We start from the raw sequence: 15,051 nt of genomic DNA on the forward strand, positions 1-15,051 counted from the left end.
GGTAGCAGCAGCTCGCGATGCTAATGGGTTGTTACTTGACGCGTTGAGCGTCACGATAGCCCCGGTTTCGTTTGCTGCGCTCCAGGCGCGAAAGTACCCGGTCTGCATCCTCTTGCCGGTCGAAGGTTTCCATCATCCTTTGCCCGCCTGTTCCGATACGGCCCCAGTTGCGGATGACCGATGCGCCCCCGAATAATGTCGGCTGAACAGTAAGCGTATAGAAGCGGCGCATGTTTCGGGCAGCGTCAATGCGGTGGAGATGAATCTGGCCTGTACCGTTGTTTTTCATGACCGGATTCTTGCTTCGTTTCGAAGCACACGTCCAACGACTTTAATGAATCGATCATGCATGATCGATTCATTACGCTGATACTTCTATCCGATGATACGCGTCGCTCTGCTGCACGGTGCGATCCGAACCGCATGCGATGGTCGTCGGTGTCGACTGCAAGTCTCCCGCAGACCCTACTGGCAGTCAAACATGTTGCCCCCGCTCTCATCCATCTCTCTCGTCTTCGCGATGAAATCTGTTTTGGCCGACGCAGGCCTTCATATCGTCGCGCCGGAACCAGATCGCGCGACCACATCGGAGGGGTGGATTGCCCGATGTGAAGACAATCTGCTCGTCACTGCGCATACGCAGGACTTCGTGCGGCAGGATCAGGGGTCGTCGGCTGAGCTGCTTCGACCGCGATCTCGTCGCTCCCCTCATTCCCGTCGAGCGATTTGTGTGATCGACCTCAACTGTGGTATCGCCGCAGCGCCTCGAGATGTAGTCAGCTGTCTCTGGATCATTGATCGCCGCGAACGATACCCACGATGCGGATTCGAACCATTTGCTGGTCGCGTCGTGCCCGCCATAGGCCTCACGCATCTGTCCGATCGACTGGAAAATCATGGTGAGCGTGATGCCGTATTTCCGGCCCGCGTCGCGCGCCGTTTCGAGAATGCGCAAATAGCCGAGGCGGGCGACTTCATCGAGGAGGAAGAGTGTGCGTCCTTTCACATTGCCATTGCGGTTATAGATAGAATTGAGCAGTGAGCCGATTACAAGGCGTACCAGACCGGGATGTGCCTCAAGCACCTTGAGATCGAATGCAATGAAAATATCAGTGCCACCCTCTGCTAAATCGTCGGTCGAGAAACTGTCGCCCGATACGATTGCCGCGTAATTTGGATAGGATAGCCAATGTGTTTCCTTCACTGCATTGGCGTATACACCAGAAAACGTTTCCGGCGTCATGTTGACAAAGACGGCAACGTTCTCCTTCACGAATTCGGACCCGGACTGCTCAAATATCCGCGCCAGCCGCGCGCGCAGCTTCGGTTCCGGCTCGCAAAGATTGGCTCGTACGCGACGCAAGTTCTGGTCGTTCTCGTCCGTGTGACCGGAGAGACAAACGTCGGCGATCAGCACTGTAAGCAGTTGCATGGCGGATGTCCGGAAAAAATCGTCCCGGGCCGACACTGGGCCCGCTTTGTCCGCAATTATCCACGTCGCCACCGCTACGATATCCTCCTCCTTCGTGCTGCCGCAGCGACCGATCCAGTCAAGCGCGTTGAACCCGTTTGCGGGCGTGGCGGCGGGATCGAGTACAATCTGTTTCCGACCAGCCCTACGGCGATGTTCGACGACCATTGATGCAACCTCACTCGACGGATCAAGCACGACGAGGCCGCCGCCCCACTTGAGCGCTGTCGGGATCGTCACCGATGTTGTCTTGAAGCCGCCCGAGCCGGCGAAAACAATACCGTGCGAGGAACCAAACGATCCGTCGAAACATAATAAAGGAGACCTGCCGCCAGCACCCCAGCTTTGTGGTTCACCAGCGCGAAATGGCATGTCAGCGACGCTATCCTTGTCGACGCGGTAACGTTCTCCGATCACGATGCCGCCGGCAACGGGAAAAAGCTTGGCAGCATCTGTCAACTTCATCCAGTCGGCCTCGCCGTGCACGGCTCGCTTCCCCGCAATCCGTCTGGGCGCGGACTTCGCGAAAGCCGCATTACCTCTCATAACCACGCGCAGTGCGAAAATCCCGCTCAAACCGGCAGCGCATATAGCTAACATCGTCCAAGGATCAATATAGGCGTAAACTGACTGATCTTGGGGCAGACGACCAGCAAGAACGTGCAGTCGCCAGCCTTCAAGTGCCACTGCAACAATGCAGACGACGGATGAACCAATCAATGCACTCCAGCCGGCGGTCCTGATGTTCGCCGCACCCGACATTGCAAAGAGGGAAATTGCGCCTGTTACGGCGGCAGTCGAATAAGGTAAGCCCCGGCCAATCCGCTCAAGCATCAGCCTTGCTGAAGACGATGTTCCGAAGGCAGATAACCAGGTCTCGATCCCGGACATTCCGATCATCGTGGCGAGCATGAATGCGGCCGGTAGGGTTGCGAAAAGGAGCCTATTCATTGTCGCGACCGAATGCCTCGGCACCGATTGTGGTTAGTCGCGAGCGCTCCCGGTCGTCGCTCCGAATGCGCCGTGCGGCATCAATCAGCAGACCAAGCAGAAGCGCCCGCTTTTCGTAGCGCAAGCCGGCCTTTACGATCAGCCCGCCGAGCTCGATTTTTTCCCGCGTGTCCTTCTTCCTCGCGTTGCTTGATGACATCCGCCGCATCCGCTCAAGCCTCACCAGCGCTGCCCGTATCCGCGTCAGACGCGACTGCGGCAGACGTGCCACCGCTAGCTCTACTGTCGACGCAAATATTCTTTCCGGGAGCCAGTTTCTTGCCTGTGCGAAAACCGTCAGCGATGTTCTCAAACGCTGCCTGAAGTGCCGCTTCCTCGATATCGATCTCACCAAGCCCGGCCTTCAGGGCGATCCTGCCAATGCGTTCCGCCTCGCGCGTCTCGGCTATTTTCAGCTGATCCTGCAATCTGGCGATTTCTTCTCTGATCTTCGACGAAGGCTTCTTCATTCCAGTGGGCTCCTTTTTCTGCTGGGCGCCATATATGTCGCCAAATTTCCCCCGGATGCGTGCTGAAGGAAATGTGCAGATTTGCACGTCGGCAAAGCCGACACATTGAACGATGATCCCGGCCGATCCGAAGGAGCGGTTCCAAGGGCGCAATTATACGTCGCTGGCGCGACGCGTTGCTCAGAAGGCCCAGCGTGGCCGGCCCCTCCCGACGAACGAGGTTCGTTTCAGGGAGTCTTCGCCGCCGTGGCCATCGTCCACTTCTCTGCCAGCATCGTCAGCCGCGGCGACGGCCGCAGCGCCGTGCTGTCGGCGGCCTACCGGCATTGCGCGAAGATGGACTACGAACGCGAGGCCCGCTCGATCGACTATTCCCGCAAGCAGGGGCTCCTGCACGAGGAATTCCTGCTGCCATCCGATGCACCGGAATGGGCGCGGATGCTCATCGCCGATCGCTCTGTCGCTGGCGCAACGGAGGCGTTCTGGAACAAAGTCGAGGCCTTCGAGAAGCGCTCCGACGCGCAGCTCGCCAAGGACCTCACCGCCGCGCTGCCGATCGAGCTCACCGCCGAGCAGAACATCGCCTTCGTCCGCGATTTCGTGGAGCGGCACATCCTGTCGAAAGGGATCGTCGCGGACTGGGTCTATCACGACAATCCGGGCAACCCGCACATCCACCTCATGATGACATTGCGGCCTCTCACGGAGAGCGGATTCGGCGCGAAGAAGGTCGCGGTCCTGGGCGAGGACGGCCAGCCGCTCCGCACCAAGAGCGGCAAGATCGTCTACGAGCTCTGGGCCGGCGGCACGGACGACTTCAACGCATTCCGCGACGCCTGGTTTGAGCGGATGAACTATCACTTGGCCCTCAACGGGATCAACCTGCGCGTCGACGGCCGATCCTACGAGAAGCAGGGCATCGACCTCGTGCCGACCATCCATCTCGGCGTCGGAGCTAAGGCGATCGAGCGCAAGGCTGAGGAAGACGGGCGCAAGGCAGAGCTCGAACGCCTCGAGCTTCAGCAGGAGCGGCGAGAGGAGAACGCCCGGCGCGTCGAGGCCAATCCCGCGCTCGTGCTGGATCTCATCACCCGCGAGAAGAGCGTTTTCGACGAGCGTGATGTCGCTCGAGTGCTGCATCGCTATATCGACGATGCCGGCCTGTTCCGGGACCTCATGGCGCGCGTCCTGCAGGACCCGCAGGTGCTTCGTCTGGAGCGCGAGCGCGTCTCGCTCGTCACCGGCATCCGCGAGCCGTCGAAATACACGACCCATGAGCTGATCCGGATCGAAGCGAGAATGGCGAGCCGCGCCGTCTGGCTCTCCCGCCGATCCTCGCATGGCGTCGGAAAGAGTGTCCTCGCCGCGACGTTCGAGCGCCATGATCGGTTGTCGCAGGAGCAGCGCAGCGCGATCGAGCATGTCGCTGGCGGCGCCCGGATTGCTGCGGTCGTCGGCCGCGCCGGCGCGGGCAAGACCACGATGATGAAGGCGGCTCGCGAGGCCTGGGAGGCGGCGGGCTATCGTGTCGTCGGCGGCGCGCTGGCGGGCAAGGCCGCCGAAGGGCTGGAGAAGGAAGCAGGCATCGCGTCGCGCACCCTGTCGTCATGGGAACTGCGCTGGGAGAAGGAGCGGGACCGCCTCGACGACAAGACCGTCTTCGTCCTGGACGAGGCCGGCATGGTGTCCTCGCGGCAGATGGCCACCTTCGTCAAGGCCGTGACCGAAGCCGGAGCCAAGCTCGTGCTGGTCGGTGATCCCGATCAGCTTCAGCCGATCGAGGCGGGCGCAGCCTTCCGGGCGATTGTGGATCGCGTCGGTTATGCCGAGCTCGGCTTCATCTTCCGCCAGCGTGAGGCGTGGATGCGAGCCGCGTCGATGGATCTCGCGCGCGGTCGTGTCGGCGCTGCGCTCAAGGCATACGACAATGCCGATCTCATTCGGTCGGAATGGACCAGGGACGAGGCGGTTCGTTCGCTGATCGATGACTGGAACGCCGAATACGATCCGGCGCGGACCTCGCTCATTCTCGCACACCGCCGCGTCGACGTGCGCACGCTCAACGAGCTGGCGCGCGAGAAGCTTGTCGAGCGCGGGATCGTCGGGGAAGGCTTTGCCTTCCGCACCGAGGACGGGACGCGCCGCTTCGCCGCCGGTGACCGGATTGTGTTCCTGAAGAACGAGGGGTCGCTCGGGGTAAAGAACGGTTTGCTCGCGACCGTGGTCGAGGCCGCGCCAGGCCGGATCGCCGCCGCGATCGGGGAAGGCGAGGAGCGGCGGCAGATCGTCGTCGAACAGCGCTTCTACACCAATGTCGACCACGGCTATGCCACCACGGTCCATAAGTCTCAGGGCGCGACAGTCGACAATGTGAAAGTGCTCGCCTCCGGCACGCTCGACCGGCACCTGACCTATGTCGCGATGACCCGCCATCGCGACGCAATGCAGCTCTATGTCGGCCTCAACGACTTCACCAACCGGGGCGGCGTTCTCATCGATCACGGCGAAGCGCCCTACGAGAACGACCCGGAGAACTACGACAGCTACTTCGTCACGCTGGAGACCGCCGAGGGCAAGCAGAACACGATATGGGGCGTCGACCTGGGGCGCGCGATAGTCAAGGCCGACGCGCAGATCGGCGATCGCATCGGCCTGGATCATCAGGGCTCGGAAACCGTGACCCTTCCCAACAAGAAGAAGGTGCTGCGCCACAAGTGGAAGGTGGTCGACATTCGCGAGCTCGCCCTGTCGCGGATGACGGAGCGTCTGTCGCGCGACGGCTCGAAGGAAACCACGCTCGACTACCAGAAGGCGACCTTCTACCGCGCCGCCCTTCGCTTTGCCGAAACGCGTGGCCTCAACCTCATGAACGTCGCCCGGACTATCGCTCGCGACCGGCTCGCCTGGACCGTCCGGCAGAAGCAACGCCTTTCCGATCTCGGCACGCGGCTCGGCTTGGTATCCGGCGCGCGCCAGCAATCCGAAACCACCAACATCAAGGAGGCAAGGCCCATGGTCGCCGGCGTCACCATCCACCCGAAATCCCTCGAACAGGCGGTCGAGGACAAGCTCGCGTCCGACCCCGCGCTGAAGAAGCAATGGGAGGAGGTATCCAGCCGCTTCCGCCTGATCTACGCCGATCCGGAAGCCGCGTTCCGCGCCGTCGACGTAGACGCCATGCTGACGGATCGCGTCGCCGCGAAATCGACGCTGGCGAAGATCGGGACCGATCCGCAGAGCTTTGGTGCGCTGAAAGGCAAGACCGGCATATTGGCCAGCCGCGCGGACAGGCAGGACCGCGAAACCGCGCGCGTCAATGCGCCGGCGCTGGCCCGTGATCTTGCCCGCTACCTCCAGGCGCGTGAGACCGCGACCCAGCGCCTAGAGGCGCAGGAGCGGGCGCTTCGGCATCGCGTCTCGATCGACATCCCAGCGCTGTCACCTTCCGCTCGCACGGTCCTTGAGCGCGTGCGTGACGCCATCGACCGCAACGACCTTCCGGCCGCGCTCGGCTATGCCTTGAGCGACAAGGAAGCGAAGCTTGAAATCGACCGTTTCAACAAGGCGGTGGCGGAGCGCTTCGGCGAACGCACGCTGCTGACCAATGCCGCGCGTGAACCCTCCGGCCGGGTGTTCGAGTCGATGGCGAAGGGGCTCCAGCCACAGGAGAAGGAGCGACTTGCCGAGGCCTGGCCGGTGATGCGCGCCGCCCAGCGGCTCGCCGCGCAGGAGCGGACCGTTGAGACTTTGAAACAGGTCGAGGACCTGAAACTTTCGCAGCGCCAGGCTCCGGTGATGAAGCAATGACGGACTGGCGCATCGTACTCTCCATCGGCGCCTCTGTCGGCATGCTCGCCGCGGCTTTCGCCATCGCTGTCGCCGGCGGCTTTCGGTTGAATTTCACGCCGAGCGAGCCGCTCGGGCTCTGGCGCATCGAGCCGCTGCAGCGCGATGTCGTGGTGGGCGACCTTGTGTTCGTCTGCCCGCCGCCGACCCCGCCGTTCATGGAAGCGTGGGAGCGCGGCTATCTCCGCCGTGGGTTGTGCGCCGGAGGCTTCGCGCCGCTCATCAAGACCGTCGTCGGGCTTCCCGGCCAGCGTGTCGAGATCGGCGAGAATGTCGCCGTCGACGGGCGGCCGATCCCGGCATCTGAGGTGCGGCCGACGGACGGTGAGGGCCGGGTGCTCCGGCCGTTCGCCGGCGGTGTCGTGCCTTCCGATCATCTCTTTCTCCACTCACCGTTCGCGAGCTCCTATGACTCCCGCTACTTCGGACCGCTCCCGGCGTCCGGCCTTCTCGGCCTCGCTCGGCCGGTCCTCACCGTCGATCCCTAAGCATCTTCATGCCGTTCTCCTGATCGGGGCGGCGATCGCGTCCGGCTGGGTCGGCTGGAGCGGCGAGGTCCTTCTTCTTCCGGTCGCCTTGATCTTCCCGGCGCTCTGGGCACATGCGCCGTCGCGCCCGGTCGCGGCTATGGTATCGACGGGCTATTTCCTTGCGGCATCGCGCGGTCTGCCGCAGGGCGTGGCGAGCTTCTATGAGGCCGATCTTTGGCCGGGGTTGCTGCTCTGGCTGGCCGCGTCCGCCTCGTTCATCGGCGTCCATGCCGCGCTCTGGACAAGGCTTCCGGGAAAGGGCAGGGCCGCATGCTATCTGGCGGCTGCGGTGCTGATGGGACTGCCGCCCTTCGGTGTTACCGGATGGGCGCATCCGGTCACAGCGGCGGGCGTCCTGTTCCCCGGCTGGGGATGGTGGGGAGTGGGTGCGGCTGCCGCCGGCCTCGCGTCGATGACATCGCTATATTGGCCGGTGGCGACCATCGCCCTCACGGGCTTCTGGCTCTGGTCCGCCGCAACGTGGACGCAGCCAGTGGTACCGGAAGGATGGACTGGCGTCGACCTCGAACACGGACAAAGCCTCGGTCGCGACGGTTCGCTCGATCATCACCGTGACCTGATCGCCACGGTTCGCCGGCAGGCGGGCCAGAAAAGCCGCGTCATTCTCCTGCCCGAAAGCGCGCTCGGCTTCTGGACGCCGACCGTTGCCCGTCTCTGGAAGGACGGCTTACGCGATCTCGACGTCACCGTGATCGCCGGCGCGGCCGTCATCGACGCAAGCGGTTACGACAACGTCATGGTGGCGGTCTCAGCCGGCGAGGCGCGGATCCTCTATCGCGAGCGCATGCCCGTGCCGGTCTCGATGTGGCAGCCGTGGCGCGTATGGACGGGGCAGGGCGGCGGCGCCCGGGCGCATCTCTTCGCGAACCCGATCGTGGATCTCGCCGGCGCCCGGATCGCGCCGCTGATCTGCTACGAGCAACTCATCCTCTGGCCCGCGCTCCAGTCGATGCTGCATGCCCCGGACATCATCGCCGCAACCGGCAACGGCTGGTGGACCGCCGGCACCTCCATTGTCGCCATCCAGCGGGCGAGCGCGACCGCCTGGGCGAGGCTTTTCGACCGTCCGCTAGTGACGGCATTCAACATATAGGAAAAGGAGAACGAAGATGGTCGACGCCGCCCTTATCCAGCAATGCGCCGATCCGGGGCTGAAACCCGCGATTGTCGAGAAGTTCATTGAGAAGGCAGGCTCGCAGGACCCGCTTTCGGTAACGGTCCGCTCCGGCAACCGTGTGGTGCTGGTGCCGAAGCCGGCCAATCCGGACGAGGCCATGGCGCTCATCAGGCAGCATGTCGGACGCAACATGGTGCGCGTCGGGATTACCCAATATCCGGCCGGTCTCGGCGTCGTGGACGCTGGCGAGCTGAAGCCCGATCTGGTTGACGCCTGCGCGAACCTGCGCATGGGCACGGCGCTCTTCGGCAAGGTCTACCGGATCGTCACCAAATGGTACGGCAATGCCGTCGACGAGGCGTTCGAGGACGCCATCATCGCCTGGCAGACGGGGTATTTTGAGGGGACAGCGGTGTTCCGGGCCGAGGATCCCGGTAAGGTCGAGCTCGCCACGCCGAAAGCGGAACCGACGCCGGGCGAGAGAGATGACGACTCCGGCCGGCGGGCCGGGGAGGGGGACGAGCCTGCCGGTCAGGAGGTCAAACGGGAAGAGCAGGGCGATCCGAACAAGGCGGGCATCCGGGTCGATTTGTCCGGGATCGGGGCTGGAAAGCCCTGATCGCAGAATGCGGTGGGAGGCTGGGCTTGCTACGTAAATCTTATGAAATAGGAAGATAAGCAAAAAATTGTTGAAATGCCGAGAAGGGATGCGTATATTCGCGCCTATGATATACCGTTTGGAAATCGAGAATTTCTACTCGTTTCGTGACCCCCAGGTTCTTGATCTGCGGATACCGCGGAACGTACCCGACTATCCCGAGCGATTTTGCCCTCTGTTTCCAGGCGCTGAGGAGCGTGCTCCGAAGGTTGTAGCACTGTTCGGCGCCAACGGTTCCGGCAAGTCCTCGGTTCTCAAGGCGCTGACGTTTCTGTCGTGGTTTCTGAAGGATAGCTTCCAGAACCAAGCCGCCCTACCATGCGAACGGTTCAACGACGAAGAATCTATGAATCGCCCCATAAGGCTGGCGCTTGAGATGGGCGGGTTGACGGAGTTGTCATTCAAGGCCGTCAATTCCCCTACCCACCAAGACAGCGATTTCGGGCTGTACCGTTATGAGCTGGAGCTTCTTCCCAAGGACGGGGCCATCAGGACGGTGGGACGGGAGGCGCTCCGCCATAAGCCTCAGGGTCAGGGGAAGTGGCAACGGGTTTTCGAGCGTAGCTTTGACAAGGAGGTGCGCGGCTCACGGACGTTTTCGCTGACCGGTTATAGCCAGGTCATCGACAAAGTGCGCGAGGACGCGAGCGTGGTCTCGACCCTTTCCCTATTCGAGCACGAGCCATCCAAGGTCTTGGTCGAAGCTGCGGGCGCGGTCTTTCGCAATATCCTGATGGAACGAACGGAGTTTTCCGACAGGGATATCATCCAGTTCCTCTCTCAGAACCCGGCGGCGGTCGAGAGCCTCAACAGGGAGCTCCAGCGCATCGACGTAGGCGTCGAGCAAATGCAAATCGTTCAGACTGCGTCTGGTCCGACGGCATTGTTCAAGCACGAGGGATTGCATGCTCCGATGCCGTGGACCTTGGAAAGTCAGGGAACACGGTCCTTCATTCGGATCTTTCCGCTCTTGTTGCTGGCACTGCAAAAAGGGGGCATTGCGGTCATCGACGAGTTGGATTTATCGATCCATCCGTTGATTCTGCCGGAGATCGTCCGCTGGTTTTACGATCCAGATCGCAACCCGGCGGGCGCCCAATTGTTGATGTCGTGCCATTCGGCATCGCTGCTCGATGACCTAAGCAAGGAGGAGGTCGTCTTCACGGAGAAGGACCAGCTTGGCCGTTCGAATGTTTACAGTCTTATGGATGTGCAGTCCGTGCGGCGCAACGACAACCTCTACAAGAAGTACCTTGGAGGGGCATATGGCGCGGTGCCTCAGATCGGATGAGGCGGCGTCACGCACATATCCCGGCCCGGAAGCCAGTTTTTCTCGGATGTGAAGGCGAGTCGGAACAAGCCTATGGACAGTTCCTGAACGATATTGTCCGCGAGAAGAACTTGCCGTTTCATATCGAGGTCGTAAACCTCAATCCCGGTGCTGGCGATCCACTCGCCCGCATAAAAAAGGCAGTGCAGGAGATAAAACGGCGCAGCCAGCGGCGCGCGGAATTTCAGTATCGCGCGCTGCTTATGGACGACGATCAGGTGGCAGGAGACCACCATCGTCGCCAGCAGGTCGAGACGCTGGCTGCCCAGCACGCCATCTCGATCATCTGGCAGTCCCCCTGCCACGAAGCATTTCTCCTCCGGCACTTTCCGGGCCGTTTGAATGCCACCCCCCCGGATAGCGCCACGTCAAACGCGAATCTACTTCAGGTTTGGCCCGGTTACGCAAAGCCGATGAGCAGGTTGGCAATCTCGCAACGGGTCGACCTACAGGATGTGGAACGGGTCGCTGGCCAGCATCAGGAGTTTGCAGCTCTGCTCCGCTTCCTCCGTCTCATCGAGTGAGCTCCCGACTCTGCCTGCGCTGTTGGCTTGACTCCCACGAGAGCCCAGCGGAAGGGGGCCGTCATCGCTTCCACATGAACCGCAACATCGTGATCGCCGAGGCGAAGAACATTGCCAGCGCAACGGCGACCGTGAGCCAATGGAGGATTTCGTACACGGACCAAGAGCTGCCACCGCTGTGGGCGTCGGCCAGTTTTCGCGAAAGCAGCACCGCCGGGATGATGAGCGCGTCTGCTGCGATCTTGTAGAGGTGAATCCGGCTGCGCCGATGCCGAAGCTCAATGCGGACGTACAATGTCAACGCAAGATCGAGCAACAGCGCCAGAACGACGGCATAGAATGCGTTGATGCTGAACAACGTCTGCAACGTCGCTCTGATGAAGCCACCGCCAAGGTTCAATACAGACCAGTAGGCCAAGAGGACAGGAACGGTATATTTCAGGAAAGTCCGAGTGCTTTCTTTTGGGTCCTTCATTTCCCCTCGTGAAGCCGCTTAGACACTTATAGCGCCTCTTCTTTCTGACTGCTTCGGGCACACAGCGCCACCCTAGAATTTTAGGGGTTGTTGGCGGTCGGTGTCGGGAGCTAGATTTCGGCCGCCGAACTCTTGGCTGGAAATCGATCCAACACGCGCGCACAGCCAGCAAGTGTCGTCGCGAGGTAACTCTGGTCAATGTCAAAGACGAACTGGTGAGACTGGCGGAGGTGGTCCGGCGTGATGTCGACGGCGACCTCGATATGGCCGAGGGAGCCGCAGCCCACCTTGCCCTTCAAGGCGGGTTCGATGCAGTCCAGATTAGCGGTGCCCTTCAGATCCGAATGAAGCGCCGCAAGTTGCTCCCGAAACGCGGCCAGGTCATCGCTTCGGAGGTAGGGACCGCGTCTCTCGACACGAGCGCCCGGAGCGTCCACGAAGACCACCAAGTCGATCCAGTTGCCATCCCAATCGTCATCGCTGCCGGGAAACTCGCGTGACCGTGCCCATAAAGACAAGCCCGCCAGCTTGATATCCGGTTCCCCGGTTTCGTCTCGCTCGCTGCTCACACATCCTCCGCTGTGCCTGGCAAGGTCGCCGCCCCATTGTGAGGTCATGCTGAAGCGCGACTTTTTCGGTTCGAGCTTATTCACAGCGATGTTTGTTTGCGACAAGTTTTTGCCGGAAGACTTCTGCTGGGGTTTTGTAGCCGAGGCATTTGCGCGGCGTATTGTTGAGACGATGACAGATGAATACGAGATCTCGGTCACTCAACGTTAGCGGATCAAGGTCTCTGGGGAGCCATCGTCTTGTTCGCCTGTTGGTGTTTTCGACCGTTCCCTTTTGCCAGGGCGACTGCGGATCACAGAACCACGTTTGTGATCCAGTCCCGGCCTGCAGATAGGCCCATTCTGTGAACTCAGTGCCACGATCAAACGTGATCGAGCGACGCGCCATTCGGGGTAGGGGTTGCAGTACCCTAATCACACCATCCATCACCGCACGTGACTGACGATCATTGTTGCGCAACAAAACTGTGAAACGGCTTACCCGCTCGACCAGAGACGTTACATTGGCCTTGCCAAACTTCTTGCGAAACTGGATCAAATCACACTCCCAGTGGCCAAATTGCTTACGTCTGGCGATCATGTCCGGGCGATGTAAGATGCTCAGTTCCGGCGGAAATCGACGTCCATGGCGGCGCCGGGCATGACGTGGACGTCGTCTGGTACGACGTTCAGGCAGATATTTCCAAAGCCCTTCTTTTCGACCGTCGTCGGAATAAACAAACTGATAGATCGTTTCATGACTGACAGAGATGGGGTGGCGCTCCAGTTGCATTCTCCCGGCAATTTGCTGCGGCGACCATCCATCGCTGATGTGCTTGATCACGGATTGACGCAAATGATCAAACCGGATGAGCTTGCGTCGTTTCGAGCGACGTTCACGTGCTTTCTGATCGGCAACCGTGCAGTAATAGCCAGTCAGGTCCGTGATCTGATCGTCGACAAATCGATTGCGTTTCAACTCGCGAAAAATGGTTGAGCGATGTCGTCCAAGTTTCTCGGCAATAATATCAACGGAGAGGTTTGCTGCGCGCCAGCGGGCGATCTTGCGGCGTTCATCCAGATCAATATGCGCGTAGGTGCGTTCCATGACGGGTTCCTTGCTTGGGATAACTCATCGTTATCGTTTGCAAGTCGCACTTCAAGCTAGAACCCACCCCTGTTATAATCAAAAATCACGTAATATGTATTATGGAACACAGTTATTGATATTACTGATAATATTATGCTTTGATGCGTTGATCACCTTTATTCGGCATTGTGAAATTTGTGCTTTCATACTGACGGGCGGATTAACAATAAGCCCTCCGATTTATGTCCGCGGGTCTCACCCACCGTACTGCTTATTGGGCCCGCCCAAACCTGAATTCTGAGCGGTCAAAGATAGATCCACACTCGCCGCCGATAGCACCGCTGCCGCCAGCCGCCATAGTATCGCTGCCTTTCGCACACGCGGCGCCAAACTCTTCGTCTGTGTCGACGAGGTGGGCGATGATGATGCCGGCGATAACCATGATGGCCGCCACGATGACGGGATCGCCGGTCTCGACTGCCTGCTGGCTGTGGCTGGATGCCAGACGTTTCTGTATCGAGCGCCTTCAGGTCGGAAAGAATATCTTCGCCTACCGGGATACCGGCTGTTGACGGTGTCGGTTGAGATAGTTGCGCGAAAGCGACGGCTCCCGCAACACCAAACAAGCCTGCCAGAAATGACCTTCGATCCATCTACAAAAGAGAGGTGGCTTCTCTATTCGGCGAGCTAAAGTCAAGCGCTTCGATATTTCACAATCTCCGCATTTCATGGTCTTTCGCAGGTTCTTGCTTCTCTCCGGAATCGGCGCTTTGGCCCTTCCACTATGGGGTTAGAAGAATGAGGTATCCAATCTCGGTATCGTCCTGATCGCTATATGCGGCCGGCACTACCACCTCTACGAACTTACCTCATCCATCGTCCTGCGAAGGACATCTCTCCACGGCGATGTGGATCTTTATACAGCTACTGTTCACGCAGCAGCGGGTAAGCCATTCCTAGTCCAGCAAAACTCGGTTCCGTCGCTCCACATGCGGTGCATTATGACAGCCAGTCGCCTGGCAAGTGCGACAATTGCCTTTTGCTTTCCTGCTCGTTTGGCAATCTTCATTGCCCAAGCCTTTAACCACGACCATTTCTTGACAAGCGTCAGGAGGGTCTGAGCCGCTTCGTATAATAAAGAACGCATTATTGCATCACCACAGCAGGAGATCCGACCAATTCGTTTACTCTCACCCGATTCATTCAGTTTTGGCGTTAATCCGAGGATTGGCCCAACTGCCTTAGAGTTTTTAAATCGTTGCGGAATATCAATCGTGCTCACAAAGGCCAAAGAGACAACAGGGCCAACGCCGGGAACAGTCATCAACAGTCGGCAGATTTCATCCCGGGAGGTTAACTCAAGCACTTTCTTGTGCAGCTTTTTAAATTCATCGCGTAGTTTGGTCCGGGCTGACAGCAGAACGTCCATGATTTCCGCAAGCTCTGGAAAGCCAGTGACCAGTTCGCAGACCCGTTCTTCAAACGTGATCTTACCGGCCAGGCCAACCTTTAAACCAAAATTCCGCAGTAGGCCTCGAATGTCATTCTCTATGGCAATGGCTTTTTGTTGAAGCAGTTGACGCGCCGTGAGCAAGGCGCGACGCTTCTGGCTCGTCAATGTCTTCACATGCACAGGCTTGTACAGATTTACGCGCATCATCTGGGCAATGCCGCGAGCATCGTTACGATCAGTTTTGTTCGGCTGTGCCTTCAGAAACGCCTTGGTGTGGCGAGTCTCGATGCAAATCGTTGGCACGCCTGCTTTTGCCAGAGTCTCAAACAGCCATTGCGATAAGGGGCCAGCTTCAAGTCCGACACGTTCAATATGCCACCTGGGATCTTTCAGAACTACAATCAGGTCATCAGGATGTGACGATACTTTTACCTCACGGCAAATCTTACCGGCTTCATCGATAATGCAAACGGCGGTCTCTTTTACCGATACGTCAAGTCCAGTATAATGTTTCATGCTGCGCTTCCT

The 15,051-nt window shown here is 59.8% G+C and carries 14 protein-coding genes and 1 pseudogene; 7 read left to right on the top strand and 8 right to left on the bottom strand.

Going from position 1 to position 15,051, the window contains the following annotated elements:
* Positions 1-31: 31 nt before the first annotated feature.
* The 4 genes from MKS82_RS01260 to traC all read right to left on the bottom strand — a co-directional run bounded on the left by MKS82_RS01260 (position 32) and on the right by traC (position 2,931).
* Positions 32-289: a WGR domain-containing protein gene (locus tag MKS82_RS01260; RefSeq protein WP_021587170.1), complete on the bottom strand. Its 258-nt coding sequence runs from the start codon at positions 287-289 to the stop codon at positions 32-34.
* A gap of 207 nt (positions 290-496) precedes the next feature.
* Positions 497-2,422, bottom strand: a complete 1,926-nt coding sequence (traG, locus tag MKS82_RS01265; RefSeq protein ID WP_196115396.1) for a Ti-type conjugative transfer system protein TraG — start codon at positions 2,420-2,422, stop codon at positions 497-499.
* Positions 2,415-2,630, bottom strand: coding sequence for a type IV conjugative transfer system coupling protein TraD (traD, locus tag MKS82_RS01270; protein WP_031346900.1), 216 nt, complete (start codon positions 2,628-2,630; stop codon positions 2,415-2,417). The genes traG and traD overlap by 8 nt, the downstream gene beginning before the upstream one ends.
* 4 nt (positions 2,631-2,634) lie before the next feature.
* Positions 2,635-2,931 (bottom strand): conjugal transfer protein TraC, encoded by a 297-nt coding sequence (traC, locus tag MKS82_RS01275; RefSeq protein WP_112672811.1) that lies wholly within the window; start codon positions 2,929-2,931, stop codon positions 2,635-2,637.
* A 246-nt stretch (positions 2,932-3,177) separates the two neighbouring features.
* On the opposite strand from traC, the gene traA reads away from it, so the two are divergent.
* The 6 genes and pseudogenes from traA to MKS82_RS29625 form a co-directional block, all read left to right on the top strand.
* The gene (gene traA, locus MKS82_RS01280) at positions 3,178-6,738 is read left to right on the top strand and encodes a Ti-type conjugative transfer relaxase TraA (RefSeq protein WP_196115391.1); all 3,561 of its coding nucleotides are present in this window, start codon (positions 3,178-3,180) and stop codon (positions 6,736-6,738) included.
* Entirely contained in the window at positions 6,735-7,265 is a 531-nt protein-coding gene (traF, locus tag MKS82_RS01285) for a conjugative transfer signal peptidase TraF (protein WP_240578261.1), read from the top strand. Before traA ends, traF begins: the two co-directional genes overlap by 4 nt.
* Positions 7,186-8,421, top strand: a complete 1,236-nt coding sequence (locus tag MKS82_RS01290; protein WP_240578262.1) for a conjugal transfer protein TraB — start codon at positions 7,186-7,188, stop codon at positions 8,419-8,421. The genes traF and MKS82_RS01290 overlap by 80 nt, the downstream gene beginning before the upstream one ends.
* Before the next feature lie 16 nt (positions 8,422-8,437).
* Positions 8,438-9,064, top strand: coding sequence for a TraH family protein (locus MKS82_RS01295; RefSeq protein WP_196115382.1), 627 nt, complete (start codon positions 8,438-8,440; stop codon positions 9,062-9,064).
* Between the two features lie 118 nt (positions 9,065-9,182).
* Entirely contained in the window at positions 9,183-10,394 is a 1,212-nt protein-coding gene (locus MKS82_RS01300; RefSeq protein ID WP_240578263.1) for an AAA family ATPase, read from the top strand.
* Positions 10,391-10,708 (top strand): annotated as a pseudogene (locus MKS82_RS29625) (hypothetical protein); the annotation flags it as partial. The gene MKS82_RS01300 and the pseudogene MKS82_RS29625, both read left to right, overlap by 4 nt.
* A gap of 310 nt (positions 10,709-11,018) precedes the next feature.
* Here the strand turns inward: MKS82_RS29625 and MKS82_RS01310 are convergent.
* The 3 genes from MKS82_RS01310 to MKS82_RS01320 form a co-directional block, all read right to left on the bottom strand.
* Positions 11,019-11,432, bottom strand: coding sequence for a hypothetical protein (locus tag MKS82_RS01310; protein ID WP_196115375.1), 414 nt, complete (start codon positions 11,430-11,432; stop codon positions 11,019-11,021).
* Between the two features lie 110 nt (positions 11,433-11,542).
* Complete coding sequence (locus MKS82_RS01315; protein WP_196115371.1) at positions 11,543-12,085, bottom strand: WapI family immunity protein; 543 nt, start codon at positions 12,083-12,085, stop codon at positions 11,543-11,545.
* Positions 12,078-13,088: an IS30 family transposase gene (locus MKS82_RS01320; protein WP_176074576.1), complete on the bottom strand. Its 1,011-nt coding sequence runs from the start codon at positions 13,086-13,088 to the stop codon at positions 12,078-12,080. Before MKS82_RS01320 ends, MKS82_RS01315 begins: the two co-directional genes overlap by 8 nt.
* 401 nt (positions 13,089-13,489) lie before the next feature.
* Here MKS82_RS01320 and MKS82_RS01325 point away from each other — a divergent pair, with 401 nt between their 5' ends.
* Positions 13,490-13,642, top strand: coding sequence for a hypothetical protein (locus MKS82_RS01325; protein ID WP_167522248.1), 153 nt, complete (start codon positions 13,490-13,492; stop codon positions 13,640-13,642).
* A gap of 359 nt (positions 13,643-14,001) precedes the next feature.
* On the opposite strand, the gene MKS82_RS01330 is transcribed toward MKS82_RS01325, so the two are convergent.
* Positions 14,002-15,039, bottom strand: a complete 1,038-nt coding sequence (locus MKS82_RS01330; protein ID WP_151679064.1) for an IS110 family transposase — start codon at positions 15,037-15,039, stop codon at positions 14,002-14,004.
* Positions 15,040-15,051: the final 12 nt, after the last annotated feature.

This window comes from Ochrobactrum sp. A-1, from assembly GCF_022488005.1.
Classification (GTDB): domain Bacteria; phylum Pseudomonadota; class Alphaproteobacteria; order Rhizobiales; family Rhizobiaceae; genus Brucella.

What these genes read in the sequence shown, in the direction of transcription:
- MKS82_RS01260 (WP_021587170.1), bottom strand. Translation starts at nt 289, where the DNA reads ATGAAAAACAACGGTACAGGCCAGATTCATCTCCACCGCATTGACGCT.
- traG (WP_196115396.1), bottom strand. Translation starts at nt 2,422, where the DNA reads ATGAATAGGCTCCTTTTCGCAACCCTACCGGCCGCATTCATGCTCGCC.
- traD (WP_031346900.1), bottom strand. Translation starts at nt 2,630, where the DNA reads ATGCGGCGGATGTCATCAAGCAACGCGAGGAAGAAGGACACGCGGGAA.
- traC (WP_112672811.1), bottom strand. Translation starts at nt 2,931, where the DNA reads ATGAAGAAGCCTTCGTCGAAGATCAGAGAAGAAATCGCCAGATTGCAG.
- traF (WP_240578261.1), top strand. Translation starts at nt 6,735, where the DNA reads ATGACGGACTGGCGCATCGTACTCTCCATCGGCGCCTCTGTCGGCATG.
- MKS82_RS01290 (WP_240578262.1), top strand. Translation starts at nt 7,186, where the DNA reads ATGACTCCCGCTACTTCGGACCGCTCCCGGCGTCCGGCCTTCTCGGCC.
- MKS82_RS01295 (WP_196115382.1), top strand. Translation starts at nt 8,438, where the DNA reads ATGGTCGACGCCGCCCTTATCCAGCAATGCGCCGATCCGGGGCTGAAA.
- MKS82_RS01310 (WP_196115375.1), bottom strand. Translation starts at nt 11,432, where the DNA reads ATGAAGGACCCAAAAGAAAGCACTCGGACTTTCCTGAAATATACCGTT.
- MKS82_RS01320 (WP_176074576.1), bottom strand. Translation starts at nt 13,088, where the DNA reads ATGGAACGCACCTACGCGCATATTGATCTGGATGAACGCCGCAAGATC.
- MKS82_RS01325 (WP_167522248.1), top strand. Translation starts at nt 13,490, where the DNA reads ATGATGATGCCGGCGATAACCATGATGGCCGCCACGATGACGGGATCG.
- MKS82_RS01330 (WP_151679064.1), bottom strand. Translation starts at nt 15,039, where the DNA reads ATGAAACATTATACTGGACTTGACGTATCGGTAAAAGAGACCGCCGTT.